13 protein-coding genes are annotated in these 15374 nt (G+C 70.7%); 6 read left to right on the top strand and 7 right to left on the bottom strand.

Going from position 1 to position 15374, the window contains the following annotated elements; translation table 11 throughout:
* The first annotated feature begins 32 nt into the window (after nucleotides 1-32).
* The 3 genes from N3K63_RS01990 (at nucleotide 33) to N3K63_RS01980 (ending at nucleotide 2954) form a co-directional block, all read left to right on the top strand.
* A complete protein-coding gene (locus tag N3K63_RS01990) occupies nucleotides 33-1052 on the top strand; it encodes a glycoside hydrolase family 6 protein (RefSeq protein ID WP_261578286.1) in 1020 nt (339 codons plus the stop codon).
* 52 nt (nucleotides 1053-1104) lie between these two features.
* Nucleotides 1105-1998: a response regulator transcription factor gene (locus N3K63_RS01985; RefSeq protein WP_261578285.1), complete on the top strand. Its 894-nt coding sequence runs from the start codon at nucleotides 1105-1107 to the stop codon at nucleotides 1996-1998.
* 107 nt (nucleotides 1999-2105) lie between these two features.
* On the top strand, nucleotides 2106-2954 hold the full coding sequence (locus N3K63_RS01980; protein WP_261578284.1) for a universal stress protein: 849 nt from the start codon (nucleotides 2106-2108) through the stop codon (nucleotides 2952-2954).
* Between the two features lie 59 nt (nucleotides 2955-3013).
* On the opposite strand, the gene N3K63_RS01975 is transcribed toward N3K63_RS01980, so the two are convergent.
* Nucleotides 3014-4672: a sensor histidine kinase gene (locus N3K63_RS01975; protein ID WP_261578283.1), complete on the bottom strand. Its 1659-nt coding sequence runs from the start codon at nucleotides 4670-4672 to the stop codon at nucleotides 3014-3016.
* Nucleotides 4673-4753: 81 nt separating this feature from the next.
* Between N3K63_RS01975 and N3K63_RS01970 the strand changes: the two genes are divergently transcribed.
* Nucleotides 4754-5116 carry a response regulator transcription factor gene (locus N3K63_RS01970; RefSeq protein ID WP_261578282.1) on the top strand — a complete coding sequence of 121 codons (363 nt, stop codon included), beginning with the start codon at nucleotides 4754-4756 and terminating at the stop codon, nucleotides 5114-5116.
* Here the strand turns inward: N3K63_RS01970 and N3K63_RS01965 are convergent.
* Nucleotides 5113-5454, bottom strand: coding sequence for a hypothetical protein (locus N3K63_RS01965; RefSeq protein ID WP_261578281.1), 342 nt, complete (start codon nucleotides 5452-5454; stop codon nucleotides 5113-5115). The two genes, N3K63_RS01970 and N3K63_RS01965, sit on opposite strands and share 4 nt — an antisense overlap.
* 499 nt (nucleotides 5455-5953) lie before the next feature.
* Complete coding sequence (locus N3K63_RS01960; RefSeq protein WP_261578280.1) at nucleotides 5954-7480, bottom strand: HNH endonuclease signature motif containing protein; 1527 nt, start codon at nucleotides 7478-7480, stop codon at nucleotides 5954-5956.
* Between the two features lie 174 nt (nucleotides 7481-7654).
* Between N3K63_RS01960 and N3K63_RS01955 the strand changes: the two genes are divergently transcribed.
* The gene (locus N3K63_RS01955) at nucleotides 7655-9913 is read left to right on the top strand and encodes a cell wall-binding repeat-containing protein (RefSeq protein WP_261578279.1); all 2259 of its coding nucleotides are present in this window, start codon (nucleotides 7655-7657) and stop codon (nucleotides 9911-9913) included.
* A 47-nt stretch (nucleotides 9914-9960) separates the two neighbouring features.
* Here N3K63_RS01955 and N3K63_RS01950 read toward each other — a convergent pair whose 3' ends face one another.
* From N3K63_RS01950 to N3K63_RS01940, 3 genes are all read right to left on the bottom strand, one after another.
* Complete coding sequence (locus N3K63_RS01950) at nucleotides 9961-11364, bottom strand: UDP-glucose dehydrogenase family protein (protein ID WP_261578278.1); 1404 nt, start codon at nucleotides 11362-11364, stop codon at nucleotides 9961-9963.
* Nucleotides 11365-11521: 157 nt separating this feature from the next.
* A complete protein-coding gene (locus N3K63_RS01945; RefSeq protein ID WP_261578277.1) occupies nucleotides 11522-13348 on the bottom strand; it encodes an amidase family protein in 1827 nt (608 codons plus the stop codon).
* Nucleotides 13345-14109 (bottom strand): cohesin domain-containing protein, encoded by a 765-nt coding sequence (locus N3K63_RS01940; protein ID WP_261578276.1) that lies wholly within the window; start codon nucleotides 14107-14109, stop codon nucleotides 13345-13347. The genes N3K63_RS01945 and N3K63_RS01940 overlap by 4 nt, the downstream gene beginning before the upstream one ends.
* Nucleotides 14110-14604: 495 nt before the next feature.
* Between N3K63_RS01940 and N3K63_RS01935 the strand changes: the two genes are divergently transcribed.
* The gene (locus N3K63_RS01935) at nucleotides 14605-15099 is read left to right on the top strand and encodes a DUF4916 domain-containing protein (protein WP_261578275.1); all 495 of its coding nucleotides are present in this window, start codon (nucleotides 14605-14607) and stop codon (nucleotides 15097-15099) included.
* On the opposite strand, the gene N3K63_RS01930 is transcribed toward N3K63_RS01935, so the two are convergent.
* Nucleotides 15087-15371 carry a Dabb family protein gene (locus N3K63_RS01930; RefSeq protein ID WP_261578274.1) on the bottom strand — a complete coding sequence of 95 codons (285 nt, stop codon included), beginning with the start codon at nucleotides 15369-15371 and terminating at the stop codon, nucleotides 15087-15089. The two genes, N3K63_RS01935 and N3K63_RS01930, sit on opposite strands and share 13 nt — an antisense overlap.
* Nucleotides 15372-15374 lie beyond the last annotated feature (3 nt).

Here is a 15374-nt window from a genome sequence, read left to right as displayed (position 1 = left end):
GGGACGAAACCTGCACCCCGTACGATCGCCTCATGCCCACTGCCCCGAAGACCGCGTCGGCGCGTCGCGCGCGCGCCCGGCGGCACACGCTGGTGGCGACACTGATCGCGGCGGGGCTGGTCGTCGCCGCCGGCGCGACGGCGGCGGTGCTCGCCTTCGCGCTGCCGCACGACCCCACCCCGGCAGGCAAGGGCACGACCTTCCTCGTCTCGGCGGACACCGCCGCCGCCCAGCAGGCCGCCGCGCAACCGGCCGGCACCGCCGAGCACGATGCCGCGTCGTACCTCGCCGCGCAGCCGACGGCCGTGTGGCTCACCCCCGAACGCGACCCGATCGGAGCGGTGGGCGATCGCATCCGCGCTCTCGCCGACGAGGCGCGCGCGCAAGACGCGACGCTCGCCCTGGTGGTCTACGGCCTGCCCGAGCGCGACTGCGGCAACCATTCGGCGGGCGGGCTGAACGACGCCGACTACGACACGTGGACGAGCGAGATCGCCGCCGCGCTCGCCGCGGCAGACGACCTGCGCCGCATCGTGGTGCTCGAGCCCGACTCCATCGCCCTCGCCGACGAGTGCGGCAACCTCGAGGCGCGCGCCCTGCAGCTGCGCGAGGTCGTCGCCAAGCTGCAGCTGCCGGGGGTGTGGGTGTACCTCGACGGCGGGCACTCGTCGTGGCACAGCGTCACCGACATGGCCGCCTACCTGCAGTACGTGGGGCTCGAGGGCGTGCGCGGCGTCGCCCTCAACGTCTCCAACTACAACTCCACCGTCGACGAGGCCCTCTACGCCTACGACCTGGATGCTGCGGTGGGTGGCGGTCTGCACGCGATCATCGACACCTCGCGCAACGGCGCCGGCTCCGACGGCCAGTGGTGCAACCCGCCCGGCCGGCTGATCGGCGAGCCGGCGGGGTCGATCGGCGACGACGTCGTCGACACGAATCTGTGGATCAAGGTGCCGGGCGAAAGCGACGGCACGTGCAACGGTGGGCCGGCGGCCGGGCAGTGGTGGCCGGCGTCGGCGATCGAGCTCACCCGCGAGGCGGTGCGGTGAGCGCCCGGTATATCGGTGCTGTGTAGCATGGCCCGAGGGTGAGGAGCTTTTCATGAACGACGCTGTCGCGACGCCGAAGACCGCTGTGGTCATCGAAGACGACCCCGAAGTGCGTCACATGCTCGCCGACGTGCTCGAGGCCGCCGGATTCTCGACCATCTCGGTGGGCAACGGCATCGACGGCATCCGTGCCGTGGAGTCGTACCAGCCCCTCATCACGACCCTCGACGTGAACATGCCCGGCATCGACGGGTTCGAGGCGGCGCGGCGCATCCGCCAGCGCAGCGACACCTACATCGTGATGATGACCGGTCTCGGCGACGAGGCCGACGTGGTGCTGGGGCTGGCCGCCGGTGCCGACGAGTTCATCACCAAGCCGTTCCGTCCGCGCGAGCTGCGCGCCCGCATCGAGGCCCTGCTGCGCCGTCCGCGCGCGCAGACGGCGCCGGCGGCGCCCGTGCAGGACAAGGTGGGTCCGTCGTTCCCGACCCGCTCGATCCCGACGCAGCCCGCCGCGCCCGCGCCGGTGCCGGTGCCGGTGGGCGTCACGCCCGACGGCGCCATCATCCTCACGCCGGTCGACGACGACGCGCACGGCGAGATCGTGCACGCCGAGGAGTCGTGGCTCGTGCACCGCGACCTGGCGCTCGACCCCGACTCGCGCATCGTGCGCATCGGCAACCGCGAGGTCGACCTGACCCGCACCGAGTTCGACCTGCTCAATGCGCTCCTCGAGTCGAAGCGGCGCGTGCGCAGCAAGGCCGACCTGGCGCTGGTGCTGCGCGGCGAGTCGTACGTCACCACCTACTTCGTCGGCGACGCCGACAAGCGGGCGATCGAGGCGCACATGACGAACCTGCGCCGCAAGCTCGCCGACGACCCCAGCAACCCGCGCTACATCGAGACCGTGCGCGGCGTCGGCTACCGCCTCACCGCCGAGATCTGACCCTCGTGCCGCCGGGGCGTTATGCCCGGCGCGCGGGTTCGGCACGGGCGGCGCGCACCGCGTAGCGTGGTGAGACACGCAGTCGGATCCCAACGGAGGGATGCAGCATGTCGAACAACACCATCATCGTCGGGGTGACCGCCGCTCCGGCATCCGCCCACGCCCTCGACTGGGCCGCCGCCCGCGCCGCCCTGCGGCGCCAACCGCTCGAGCTGATCTCTGTGGTCGGCGGAGCGGTCGGCACCGTCGGCGAGAGCGACGTGCTCGCCGGGGCGCTCGACGCGGCCGCGGCGCACCTGTCGGCCGAGCAGGACCGCATCCGGGCGCGGCATCCGGGGCTGACGGTCTCGACCCGCACGGATGCCGGCAACCCGGTGACCGTGCTGACCGAGGCATCGGCGCAGGCGGCGCTGCTGGTGATCGGCAGCGAGCACACCGGGGCGTCGGCCCGTGGGGCGCACGGGTTCCGCATCGCCGCCGGCGCGCAGTGCCCGGTGGTGGTCGTGCCCGACATCGACCTGGGCGACCGCCGCGGGGTGGTGGTCGGACTCGATGGGTCGGAGTTGTCGGAGCATGCACTGCGCTTCGCGGCCGCCGAGGCCGACCGGCTCGGCGAGCCGCTGATCGCGGTGAGCGTGTGGACGCCGGTGCCGGTGACCACCGGGCTCGGCGACCTCGCGGTCTATCCCGAGCTGTACCTGACGAACATGCAGTCGGCGACCGAAGAGATCCAGGCGCTCGCGTTGGCGGGGATCGCCGCCGATCACCCCGATCTCGAGGTGGTGCGCCGGGTGGAGCAGGGGTTCCCGTCGCAGGTGATCAACGAGGCGGCGCGGGCGGCACGGCTGGTCGTCGTCGGCACCCACGGGCGCGGCGCGATCGCCCGGTTCCTGCTGGGATCGGTCAGCCATGAGGTGCTCTCGCGGGTGGCGGCGGTGACCGCGATCGTGCGCTGAGGCCCTCGCGGCGGTCGTGCGCCGCGCGTCGGAGGTGGCTACAGCGTCAGGGCGCGGCGTCAGGGTGCGGCGGGCAGGGCGAACCCGGCGCGCAGTCCGCCGTGGCCGGCGTGCTCGAGCCACACGGTGCCCCCGTTGCGCTCGATGAGCTCGCGCACGATCGACAGCCCGAGGCCCGTGCCCGGAGTGCTGAGCAGCTCGGCATCCACGCCGCGGTAGAACCGCTCGAACGCGTGCGCCACGGTGTCGGCCGTCATGCCGGGGCCCGAGTCGGTGACGGTCACGGCGACCGTGTCGTCGCGGCGGGTGACCATGATCTCCACGCTGCCGCCGTCGGGGGTGAACTTCACCGCGTTCGAGACGAGGTTCGCCAGGGCGCGGCGCACATCCGACGGGTTGCCGAGCAGTGAGGTCTCGTGGCCGGATGCCGTGAGCGCGATCGTCTTGGCGGCAGCCGTGGGGCGGTGGGTGGCGATGGCATCCGCGATCAGGTCGCGCGTGACGAGCGCCTGCACGGCGCGCGCCGGCAGGGGAGAGGAGGCGCGGCCGAGGGCGAGCAGGTCTTCGACGAGTTCGGTGAGGCGGGCGGTGTTGCGGTCGATGACCCCCACCCACTCGCGTTCGCGGTCGCCGAGGCCGTCGGACTCGCTGAGCAGTTCGGTGTAGCCGGCGATGCTCGTGATGGGGGTGCGCAGCTCGTGGCTGGTGGTGGCGACGAAGTCTTCGCGCTGCCGGTCGAGTTCGAGCTTCATGCGCAGCACGTCGCCGCGCTCGCGTTCGGTGTCGAGCTCGCCCTGCGTGACCTGCAGGGTGCGCGCGTGAGCGCGTTCGATCTCGTAGCGCGCGGTGACCAGCAGCACGGCGAAGACGCCGATGGTGGCGAGGAAGACCACGGTGGTCAGCACCACCTCGCGGATCGGCATGGTCTGGCTGCCGAAGCTCGTGGGGTCGGCGCGGGTGAGAACGAGCACGACGAGCGCGGCGATGAGTGCCTGCAGGTAGGCGAGGGTGACGGGAAGGCGCAGCAGCCCCCACCCGAGGAGCGTGAAGACGAGGAAGCTGAGGGGCAGTTCGGCGCCGGGGCGGAACGTGACGATCAGCGCGCCGATGAGCAGGCCGGTCTGCAGCACCGCCTCGGGCACGGGGATGCGCGAGCGGGTGGCGACCTTGGGGGGCAGCGCACCGAAGGGCGCGATCAGCAGGATCGCGGCGATGTGCGAGGCCGCGGCGGTGACGGCGATCGGCACGAAGTCGGTGCCTGCGAAGCCCCACGAGACGAGCCCGGCGAGGTTGCCCAGCACGATCCCGCCCACGATGACGGCGGCGAGGAAGCGCACGGCGGCGCGCATCGAGTCGAGGTGGAAGGGCCGCCGGTGGAGCCCCAGGATGCCGCCGATGACGGCCATCTCGAGGGTGTTGGCGAGGGTGTAGAGCACCGAGATGATGAGGGAGCGCCCGATGGTGATGTTCGCGGCGAAGGTGATGATGACCACTATGGCCAGCACGATCCACAGCTGCCGGCGGGGAGCCAGGAGCAGCAGGATCATCGTGAACCCGGCGGCGGGCCACCAGGGGGCGATCGAGGCGCCCGTCGCGGTGATCAGCAGGGTGAGCATCGCGATGCTGTAGGCCAGGGCCGCGGCGATCAGCCACCCCCACCACGGCAGGTCTCGCCGGGCGACGACGCCGCCGTCGGCGGGTGCGACGACCGAGGGCATACGCAGAACTTATACCGTCGCGTGCGCTCTTCCCGGCAAGGTACGGTTGATCTCAATCCTGGAGATCTCGGTGGAGGCGCCGTGGCAGTCATTCTGGTCGTCGATGACGACGTCGATGTCGCCCGCCTGCTCGAGCATGTGCTCTCGGCGTCGGGCCACACGGTCGATGTCGCCGGTGACGGGGGAGCGGGTCTGCGGGCCGCGCGCGCGAGTCACCACGACCTGGTGATCCTCGACTGGATGATGCCGGTGAAGAACGGCCTCGATGTGTGCACCGAGCTGCGCGCCGACGCCGGCTTCGCCGACACGAAGATCGTGATGCTCACCGCCCGCGCCAACGAGGCCGATGTGGAGCGTGCGATGGCTGCCGGTGCCGATGAGTACCTCACGAAGCCGTTCTCTCCGCGAGTGCTGCGCGCCCGCATCGAGGAGCTCGTCGCTTAGAACGGCGTGGGCTCGTCCCGCGCGGGGGTGGCGATCGTTCCGCCCACCGCGGTCGCTGACTGAGCAGTGGGAGAGGTAGCCAGCCCTTGCCATGACTTCGCGGGTGGCGTCGGGTTCAGCACGGCGGTGTCCCCGGGGATACGGAACGTGAGTACCCCCGTGCTGTAGTTGGCGCCGATCCCCACCGGATCGGTCCACAAGAAGGTGTAGACCGCCTGGCCGCTGGAACTGGTGGTCCGCGTACCGCCGGTCCATTGCGGGCCGCCCGTGAGGACCGCACCGCTCTCTGATGTCAGGCCGAGCGGATCGAAAGACAGCTGCAGGGTGATCGAGCTCACCGGTGGAGACGAGTCTTGGGGGCCGGATACGAGAATGTTGAGGTTGCCGGTGATCGCGTCGCGACCCGTCGCCCCCCAGCTGTAGTAGCCACTGAGATTTGTGAATGTCAGGGCGAGGTCGGGCGAAGGCGACTGCACCGGGGCAGCCGTTGCGGGCGTGGCGGTGGCGAGGATGATTACCGGGCTCGACCACGCCGCCGTCGCCAGGAGTTGTCGGCGGCTGAGGGCGGGCGCGGGCGAGGGCGCGGGCGCGGGAGGAGCGTCGTCGGGCAACGGGTGTCCAATCGTGCGGATGAGTCGGGCGGTTGGAGCGTTGGGCTCGATCTTCCCACGCGCAGCGACGTACTGGCCACGACTGCGGCGCCCGTTCTGTCTTTCCATTCGGGCTCTCTCCATCCGGCGGTGACACGCCGCGCCGCGCGCCAGTGGCAGCGCGGCACTCAGCACGCGGCACCCAGCACGCGGCAGGTCAGCCCGCGGCAGGACAGCCCGCGGGGGTTCACGCGGCGGCGGTTCGCCAGGGGCGTCTCTCGGGCGGGTCGAACAGCCATCGCAGGGGTGACTTCGATCGGAGTTCGATCGGCGGGCTAGGGTCGCCGGGTGGCGGGTGCAGCACGTGCGGCCCGTCGCCGTCGCGGGTGATCTTCCAACCGGCGGTGTGCAGGTGGATGTGGTGGAAGCGGCACAGCAGTGCGCCGCGGTCGACGTCGGTGCGCCCGTGATCGGCGTGCCAGTGGTCGCAGTGGTGTGCTTCGCAGTAGGCGGGCGGTCGGTCGCAGCCGGGCCAGACGCAGCCGCCGTCGCGAAGAGCGAGCACCAGCCGCTGCTTCGCGGTGTAGAGGCGCGACTCGCGCCCGAGGTCGAGCGGGTTTCCGAACGTGTCGAACGTGGCCTCTAGCGCTCCCACCGTGCACAGCGCCCGGTCGAGCACCGACCCGGGCATGGTGAACGCGCCGTCTTCGGTGTGCGTCACAGCCAGCAGCCTGTCGAACGCGTCGCGTGTGCCCACGGCATCCGCCACGGCCACCAGGCGCACGCCGGCCTGCCGCGCCCCATAGACGTCGGCAGCGGTCGCCAGGGCGCCCGCACGGAAGACATCGGTGACGAGGTCGTAGGAGAGCTGCTCGTTGGTGCGCGGATCGTGCTGCAGCTGGGTGGCCCGCACCTTCTCGTCGTCAGACACGAACCGAGGCCCGCCCCGCCGCGGTCGGAGTGCGGTGGCGATGACGTCGTCCCAGAACGCAGCCGTCTCGTCGTCGAACACGAGGTGCGCGTGACACTGCCCATCGGCGTCGCGATACGACCGGTAGGAGCGCCGGGCGAAGTGCTGCTCCCACCGCTGCTGCGCGCCGCGGGGGTCGATCTGGTCGCGCAGCGAGCGGGCCGCGTCGGCGAGCGCCTCGACGGTCACCCCGGTGGCCGTGTCGATGAGCATGGCGGCCGCGTGGCGCCATACCTCCACGACGTCTTCGTCGCGACGGTCGTCGATGGCGGGCGGCTCACCGAGTCCACGCCGGATCGCCTCATGCTGCGCCTGCGTCAGCCCGCCGGTCAGCAGCGCGTCGCGCAGGGGGCGATGCCACGGCACCGATTCACCGCTCTCCCCTGCACCCGCCGCGTCGACCGCATCTGCCGCACCGGCCCCGCCGGGCTGCCCGGCCCCCGCACTCCCCGCAACCGCGTCGCCGTCGATCAGGGACACCCCGACGCGCACGACGCGCTCGGCTTCGCGCTTGGTGACGCCCGTGGCATCCTGCACGAACTGCACCGGTGTGCGGAACCCGCCGGTCTGGGCCAGGCCGCTGTGACCGGCGTCGCGGCGCGACCGAGCGGCGATGACCCCGGCGAGCACGGCCTGCCCCTTCTGCACATCACGCACCAGCGCGGAGAACGCGTCGAAGACCAGTCGCACCGACTCATCGGAGAGTTCGCACGCTGACAGTGGCAGGCGGTCGACGTCGACGTCAAGCTCGGCGAACACTGCCAAGCGCTCCACCGCGCCGGTCAGGTCTGCCAAGTACGTCATACGAGAAGTATCGAACATACCTCCGACATTCCACGCGCATTTCTGGCCAGATCCGCTGGCGGGTGGATAACGCGCGGGATGGCGCTGTTGGGGAGGAATCTCCAATCGCGCGGCCGAGCACCCAGATGCTAACTTGCAGTCACAGCCTCCTCTCTCCCCCGGAAGGAAGGTGCGATGTCGCGCCGCCGTCTCTCGCTCTGCGCCCTTCTTATCGGCGCATGCGTCGCGTTGACGACCGTCGCGCCCCCGGCGTTCGGTGCCGTGGCGACAGGATCGTTGAGCGGACGCATCACCAATACAGCCGGCGAGCCGCTCGCCGGCGTCGAGGTGTCGGTGGCCGCGGTCGTCGACGGTCAGGCGCTGCGGACCACGTCGGACGCCACGGGGTGGTATGCACTCACAGACATCCCCGCGGGGCAGCGACACGTGCTGATCGATCCGCACACGACCTTCGATTTCCCGTACCTCGGTGAGTGGGGTGACGGCTCGCGCGGGCCCCAGCAGCAGTCAGCCAACGTCGTGGAGCCGGGCGCCAACACGCTCGATGTGGTGCTGGAGAGCGGCGGCACGATCGGCGGCACGGTCACCGGGGAGGGTGTGCCGCTCGACGCCCGAGCGGTGGTCCATCCGGTTTCCGCGCAGATGCCGCGGGTGTGGACCGACGTCACGATCGAGGACGGGGTGGTGCGGTCGGTCGCCCTGGCCCCGGGCGACTACTACCTGTGGGTGTCGTCCGACGGCTGGGAGACTCAGGACCATAACGGCCGCGTGATGGCGGACATGCCGGCAGGCGAGCCGCTCCGGGTCGTAGAGGGCGAGGTGACCGCCGTGCACGTCGACCTCGTCAGAGAGAGCTCATTGAGCGGTCGCGTTCTGGTGCGCGGCGCGGACGGCGCGGTGCGACCCTGCGCCAGGGCCGACATGGGTGTGGAGTATGTCGGCCCTCCGGTGCGTTACAGCGGAGCGACGACAGACGGCTTCGGCCGGTACCGAACGCAGTGGGGGCCCGGCGAGCTGGTCATCTCGGTGAGCCGGTGCGATCGCGTCCCGGTCGTGCCTGAGTACTACGACGGTGCAGATGGCGCCTACTTCCGAGAGCAGGCGACGCCCATCGGCATCCCGCGAGGTGAGAAGGTGCAGGCTGCCGACATCGTGGTCGACGAGGCGTCCTTCCTCCGGGTGAACCTGCAGTACCGCGCTGAGCCCGGCAGCGCCCCGACACCGCTCGATGCGGCCGCCGCTCACATCACGATCCTCAAGCGCGATGACGGGACGGGCGCGTACTCGGTCCCGTCGTGGCTGCGGGCGGGGGACCGGTCGGCCGAGTGGGCTGGCATGTCGTCGGTGCGCCAGTCGCCCGCGCTGACGGGCGGCACCTACACGATCCTGGTGGATGCCGAAGATCTGTCGATCGGCAGCGAGTTCTACCAGGACGCCCGCTACTTCGCGCAGTCCCAGGATGTCGAGGTCGAGGCCGGCCAAACCCTCGACCTCGGCACGATGACGTTGGAGCCGCGCTTCTTCGACGTGGATCGCATCGCCGGCGTGGACAGGTACGAGACCGCAGCGATGCTGGCCACCGCTTCGGTCGACGCAGGGCGCTCACCGCTGGTGTACATCGCCAGCGGGCAAGACTTTCCCGATGCTCTCGCCGCGTCGCCGGCGGTGATCACCGGCGGCGGTGTGATGTTGCTCACCAGTCCGACAGAGTTGCCCGCCGTCACGCGCCGCGCGCTGGTCGATCTGGATCCCGAGCGCGTCGTCGTGCTCGGGGGTACGCCGACGATCACTGCGGCGGTGCGGAGAGCGATTGCAGAGGCTGTCCCCCGCGCGCAAGTCGAGAGGATCGGCGGCGCCGATCGATACGAGACCGGCAGGCTCATCGTACGAAGCGCTTTCGACGAGGCTTCGAGCGCCTACGTCGCGACGGGCGCGAACTTTCCCGACGCACTGGCCGCGGGCAATGCGGCCGGGCAACGCGGCATCCCGCTGATTCTCGTCTCGGGCACGTCGCCGCTGGATGCCGAGACGCGCACGCTCCTGACCGATCTCGGCGTGCGCGACGTGATCATCGCGGGTGGCCCCACCACGGTCGGCACTGCGCTCGAGAACGATCTGGCCGCTCTGCTGGGCGCGGACAACGTCACTCGTCTCGCCGGCGACGACCGATACGCCACCGCTGCCCTGATCAACATGGACGCCTTCTCACGCTCTGAGGTGAGCCTGCTGGCGACCGGCGCCAACTTCCCCGACGCGCTGGCTGCGGCCTCGTTGGCCGGCGTCATCGGTGCGCCGGTGGTTCTCACCGACCCGTGGTGCCTGAGCGGAAGCGCCGCATCGTCACTGCTGTCGTTGCGGATCGCGGGGGTTACGCTCATCGGCGGACCGACGACACTCAGCCCCGACGTGGAAGAGCTGGCCACCTGCTATTAGGTCGGCCACCCCCACGACCCCCACGAACACGAGCCCGAACCCCAGCCCTACGGTCGTCCCATCCCGTAGTAGGTCCAGCCCGCGGCGCGCCATGCGGCGGCATCCAGTCCGTTGCGGCCGTCGACGACGACGCGTCCGGCCGTCAGCGTCGAGGCGTGCTCGGGGTCGAGCTCGCGGCGGTATTCGTCCCACTCGGTCACGAGGATGACGGCGTCGGCATCGCGGATCGTCTCGTCGCGGGATGCCTCGTAGGTGAGCTGCGGGTGCTTCTGGCGGGCGTTGGCGATGGCTTCGGGGTCGGTGACGACCACGCGTGCCCCCAGCCCGTGCAGACGCACGGCCACGTCGAGGGCGGGGGAGTCGCGGATGTCGTCGGAGTGCGGCTTGAACGCGGCGCCGAGCACGGCAATCTTCTTCTCGAACACCGCGCCGCCGAGGCCGTCGACCACCAGCTGCACGGCGCGGTCGCGGCGGCGCAGGTTGATCTCGTCGACTTCGCGCAGGAAGGCGACCGATTCGCCGCGCCCGAGCTCTTCGGCGCGGGCCGAGAACGCGCGGATGTCTTTGGGCAGGCATCCGCCGCCGAATCCGATGCCGGCGCCGAGAAAGCGCCGACCGATGCGGGCGTCGTGGCCGATGGCATCCGCCAGCTGGGTGACGTCGGCGCCGGTGACCTCGGCGATCTCGGCCATGGCGTTGATGAAGCTGATCTTGGTGGCCAGGAACGCGTTGGCGGCGACCTTGACGAGCTCGGCGGTGGCGAGGTCGGTGACGATGAACGGCGTGCCCTTGGCCACGGCCGGGTGGTACACCTCGCGCAGCACCTCCGCCGGATCCACCTCCCCGCCCCCGGTCGTTGAGCGAGCGGAGCGAGTCGAAACGTCCGCCTCCCCGCCGGCGTCCCCGGTCGTTGAGCGAGCACCGCGAGTCGAAACGTCCGCCCCACCCGCGACCCCCACGACCAGCCGGTCGGGGTCGATGGTGTCTTGCACGGCCCAGCCCTCGCGCAAGAACTCGGGGTTCCACACGAGCGTGGCGCCGCGCGCCTCGATGCGTGGCGCGAGTTCGGCCGCGGTGCCGACGGGCACGGTCGACTTGCCGGCGACGATGTCTCCGGGCGACAGGTGCGGCAGCAGGGCGTCGACGGCGGCGTTGACGTAGGTGAGGTCGGCGGCATAGCCGTCGGCGCGCTGCGGAGTGCCGACGCCGATGAAGTGCACCTTCGCGCCGTGCGCGGCCGAGATGTCGGTGGTGAAGGTGAGCTGACCGGATGCCACACCCTCGCGCAGCAGTTCGGGCAGGCCCGGTTCGAAGAAGGGCGCCTCGCCGGCCGACAGGGCGGCGATCTTGGCGGGGTCGACGTCGATGCCGACGACTTCATGACCGATGGATGCCATCGCGGCGGCGTGCACCGCTCCGAGATAGCCGCAGCCGATTACCGAGAGCTTCACGAGTCGAGCCTATGGGGCCGCAGCGCCACCCCACCAATCACGAAACACTCCCGCAACCTTCGCCCCCCCCGCAGGCGCCGAACGGCCCCGGCATCCGAAAGACGGATGCCGGGGACGCCGGCGTTCACGCACCCGCACAGCGCGGCGGGTGACCCGCTCAGCCGAGCGCCGGGTACAGCGGCGAGGCGGTGCGGTAGTGCGTGGCCTGCTCGAAGTCGTAGGCGAGCCCCAGCAGGGTGCCCTCTGAGAAGTCGCGGCCGAGCCACTCGAGGTTGACGCCCACCGAGGCTCCGCCCTGGCCGTCGCCGGTGATGCCCATGGGCAGGGTCACCGCCGGCATCCCCGTGTTGGGGCTCAGGCGCATGTTGGTGCCGATGGTGCCGTAGGCGTTGGTGCTCGGGTAGATGATCGCGTCGAGGTCGTTGTCGTCCATCAGCTTCGTCACGAGCGTCTTGCCCGTGGCGAGCTGCTTCGTGTGGCTGCCCTCGGGCCCGGCCCACCCCTGGTAGGTGGCGTCGGTCACGCCGTTGCGCTGCACATATACGCTGCGCCGCGAGGTGACGTAGTTGCCGCCGTCGAGAATCTGCTGGATGCTGCGCTGGGTGATGTTCGGGGCGAGGTGGGTCGCCACGTACTGGTCGAAGTCGTGCTTGAACTCGTTGGTCGAGCCCGAGCCTTCGTTGAGCACCGCGGCGAAGCCGGTGGGCGCCGTCAGCTCGACGAGCGTGGCCCCCTGGGCCTGCAGCGTCGCCCGTGCCTGCGTGAACAGGCCGGAGGTGGCGGAGTTGGAGCCCACCATCGACGGCAGGTAGCCGATGCGGGCGCCCTGCAGTGCGGTGTCGGAGAGGTCGGCCGTGTACGACGACGGCACGAGTCCCTGCTGGCGCGAGGTGACGGCATCCGCCGGGTCGACCCCGACCACCGCGTCGAGCGCGACGGCCGCGTCGACGACGGAGCGGGCGATGGGTCCGCCGGTGTCTTGCGAGAGCGCGAGGGGGATGATGCCGTCGCGGCTGGCGAGGCCGACGGTGGGCCGGATGCCGACGAGCTGGTTGTACGACGACGGCACGCGGATCGATCCGCCGGTGTCGGTGCCGAAGCCGATGCCGGCGAGGTTGGCGGCGATCGCTGCGCCGGTGCCGCCCGACGATCCGCCCGCCGTCTTCGAGGTGTCATACGGCGACGCGACCAGCAGGGTCGACCCGGCCGGCTGGAACGACGAGAACTCGGATGCGAAGCCGTAGGCGAACTCGTCGAGCGACGCCTTCGCGAGAATCACGGCGCCGGCCTCACGCAGCCCCGCCACCATGAACGCGTCGGTGGAGGTCTGGTTGTCGTTCCAGCATCCGCAGCCGCCGGTGGTGACCATGTCGACCGTGTCGTAGTTGTCTTTCAGCGCGATCGGCACCCCGAGCAGCAGGCTCGTCATGCCATGCTCGGCGCGCTCGGCATCGGCCGCGGCGGCGGCCTTGAGGGCGACGTCGCTGACGGTGATGATCGAGTTGAGCGCGCGCGTGCCGCCGGCCACGACGGTGCGGTCGTAGGCGGCGATGCGGTCGATGTAGTTCTGGGTGATCTGCACCGATGTCGTGACGCCGGCGTTCATCGCCGCCTGCATGTCGAGCGTGGTCGCCTCGATCACGTCGAAGGGCCCGTCGTCATAGACCATGCGCTGCGAGAGGCCGGCCAGGTCGGCCACGGTGATGGTGCCGTTGTCGTCGAGGTCGATCTGCGAGATCTCGCCCCAGGCGGCGTCGGCTGCCGTGGTGCCCAGTGCGGCGGATGCCACGTCGAGGTCGGCCGCGGTGACCACGCCGTCGCCGGTGAGGTCGAGCTGCGTATAGAACGGCGGCAGCGCGGCCGCAGTGGGGGCGGCCATCGGCGCTGCAGAGGCGGCGGGGGCGCCGGCGACGCAGACGGCGAGGATGCCGAGGGTGGCGGTGCCGGTGAGCACGCGGCGGCGGCTGAAGACAGTGCGGTTCATCGGACGACCTCGTTTGCGGTGGCGGAGCGACGACGGATCACGAGCACCACGCCGAGGGCGAGCAGGCCCGCGGCGAGTGCGCCGGCGACGAGCACGCCGGTGGGGTTCGACCCGGTAGATGCCAGCGGGTCGGATGCCACGGGCGTGGCGCCCGCGGGTGCCGGTGTGGCCGAGGGCGACGTCGTGGCCGTCGGGGTGGGGGTGGCGGATGCCGTCGGCGACGGCGTGACCGGGGCGGCCGTCACCGCGACGGTGGTGGTGACGGGCGCGGCGAGCGGGATGGTGCCGCCGGTCGAGTCGACGAAGGTGGCACTGGCGAGCTGGATCGCTGCGCTGCCGCCACCGAGGGCTGTGAACGTGAAGGTGGCGAGGGTCTGCGCGCCGACCAGGCCGGGCGAGCTGCCCAGGCGCGTGTGGGCGAGCAGCACGCTGCCGGTGCTCTCGGTGACCGTGTCGTAGCCACCGGAGGGGAACGTGGCCGAGGCGTCGTCGAAGTCGAGCAGTGCCGGGTCGAACGTGACGACGAGGTCGTAGGCGAAGAGGTCGGTGCTGGCGTCGACCGGGATGGTGACGGTGACGGTGTCGCCTTCGTCGGCGGTCGAGGGCGCCGTCACGGTGACGGTGCCGATCGAGCCGCCGGCGGCGACCGCGGCGGGGGCGAGGGCGAGGGTGGCGCCGAGGAGCGCGGCGGTGGCTGCGGCCAGGGCCGCGAGTCGACCGCCGAGCCGGCGCCGGCTTGCCGCTGTGCGTGCTGCAGGCATGCGAAAGCCATTCCTTTCGGGTGAGGGAATGGACTGTCGACGCGACGAGGTGCGTGAGCCGCATCGACGCGTCCGGGGGATACCCGGACTCTCTCAGGCGCACGTTTCCCGTTGATTACCGAGTGTTGCTCGGGAATGAACGCGGGAGTTCCCGGTGCGCGCACCCCGGCTGCGAACCGCCGAAGGCGTTGACGCGCCGCGCTCGCAGGTCTAGCGTCGTCACCAGGAACAGTGACGTTCTGTTGGGGACCGCTCGGGGGAGCGGATCAGCTCTTGGGGGAGCGATGCATTGGGGATTGCTGGATCGTGTCGAACGCGCTGTGTGGGGCGCGGAAGTGCTCAGTTGCGAGGAGTGCGCGAAGCCCGTGCACGCACACGCGGCAGTGTGGCGAGGTCCGCACGCCTATTGCTCGCTTGAACACGAGCGAAGGGACTCTGCTCTCGTTGCGTGACGGGTTGAGTCCGCACTGCTGATCCGCGCGGGATGATGGTCGGGTGCGTCTGCTGCCTCCCGAGCTGTACTCCGAGATCGAGCGCTCCATGCCGCTGGCCTGCGTCGACTTCGTTCCCGTCCGGCGTGCGTCAAACCGTGTTGCTGAGATCGGCCTCATCCTCCGCGATTCGCCGTTCGGCCGGGTGTGGTGTCACCTCGGCGGCCGCATCCTGCGGGGTGAGACGATCGCGGGAGCGATCCGCCGACACGCCACTGACACTCTCGGAGACGTCGTCGTCGAGCTTCCCGCAGATCCGCAACCCGATTACGTCTACCAGTGGTTTCCGCCCGATGACACGCCTGCCGATGCGCCTCCCCACGGCGTCGACCCGCGAAAGCACGCGATCGGACTCTCCTTCGTGGTGACGTTGTCAGGTGCGGTCACGCCGCGGAACGAGGCTCACGAGTTCGGCTATTTCGCTGTGGGCGACCTGCCCACGCCGCTCTGGCCGGGCACCGAGGGTCTCCTCCAACGGATGCTGCCTCACTCGAGGTAGTCGCCTACACACCAGTCACTGATGCCAGAGGCGAGCGTTGCCGCCGCGATATGTGCAGGGTGCGCGCGGAAGTTGTCGAACGCGCGCTGATCGACGAAGGTTGCTTCCTCGACGATGATGGTGCCCTTGCGCTGGTCGAGCGACCGTTCGATGCGCCAATGTGTCACCCCGGGCAGGGACGACAACTCCCGCAGCGCGTCGATGAGCTTGTCGACGTCGTCACGCCCCACCCCGTCGCGCACGCGAAAGAGCACGACGTGCCGATAGGCCATCGG

Source organism: Microbacterium festucae (assembly GCF_025421715.1).
Classification (GTDB): domain Bacteria; phylum Actinomycetota; class Actinomycetes; order Actinomycetales; family Microbacteriaceae; genus Microbacterium; species Microbacterium festucae.
The sequence above is the reverse complement of the archived record's forward strand: the minus strand, read 5'-3'. Positions and strand labels throughout refer to the sequence as shown.

Excerpts from the sequence above, each read along its gene's own strand:
- N3K63_RS01940 (WP_261578276.1), bottom strand. The coding sequence starts at position 14,109 with ATGCCTGCAGCACGCACAGCGGCAAGCCGGCGCCGGCTCGGCGGTCGA.
- N3K63_RS01945 (WP_261578277.1), bottom strand. The coding sequence starts at position 13,348 with ATGAACCGCACTGTCTTCAGCCGCCGCCGCGTGCTCACCGGCACCGCC.
- N3K63_RS01975 (WP_261578283.1), bottom strand. The coding sequence starts at position 4,672 with ATGCCCTCGGTCGTCGCACCCGCCGACGGCGGCGTCGTCGCCCGGCGA.
- N3K63_RS01990 (WP_261578286.1), top strand. The coding sequence starts at position 33 with ATGCCCACTGCCCCGAAGACCGCGTCGGCGCGTCGCGCGCGCGCCCGG.
- N3K63_RS01985 (WP_261578285.1), top strand. The coding sequence starts at position 1,105 with ATGAACGACGCTGTCGCGACGCCGAAGACCGCTGTGGTCATCGAAGAC.
- N3K63_RS01960 (WP_261578280.1), bottom strand. The coding sequence starts at position 7,480 with ATGACGTACTTGGCAGACCTGACCGGCGCGGTGGAGCGCTTGGCAGTG.
- N3K63_RS01955 (WP_261578279.1), top strand. The coding sequence starts at position 7,655 with ATGTCGCGCCGCCGTCTCTCGCTCTGCGCCCTTCTTATCGGCGCATGC.
- N3K63_RS01980 (WP_261578284.1), top strand. The coding sequence starts at position 2,106 with ATGTCGAACAACACCATCATCGTCGGGGTGACCGCCGCTCCGGCATCC.
- N3K63_RS01930 (WP_261578274.1), bottom strand. The coding sequence starts at position 15,371 with ATGGCCTATCGGCACGTCGTGCTCTTTCGCGTGCGCGACGGGGTGGGG.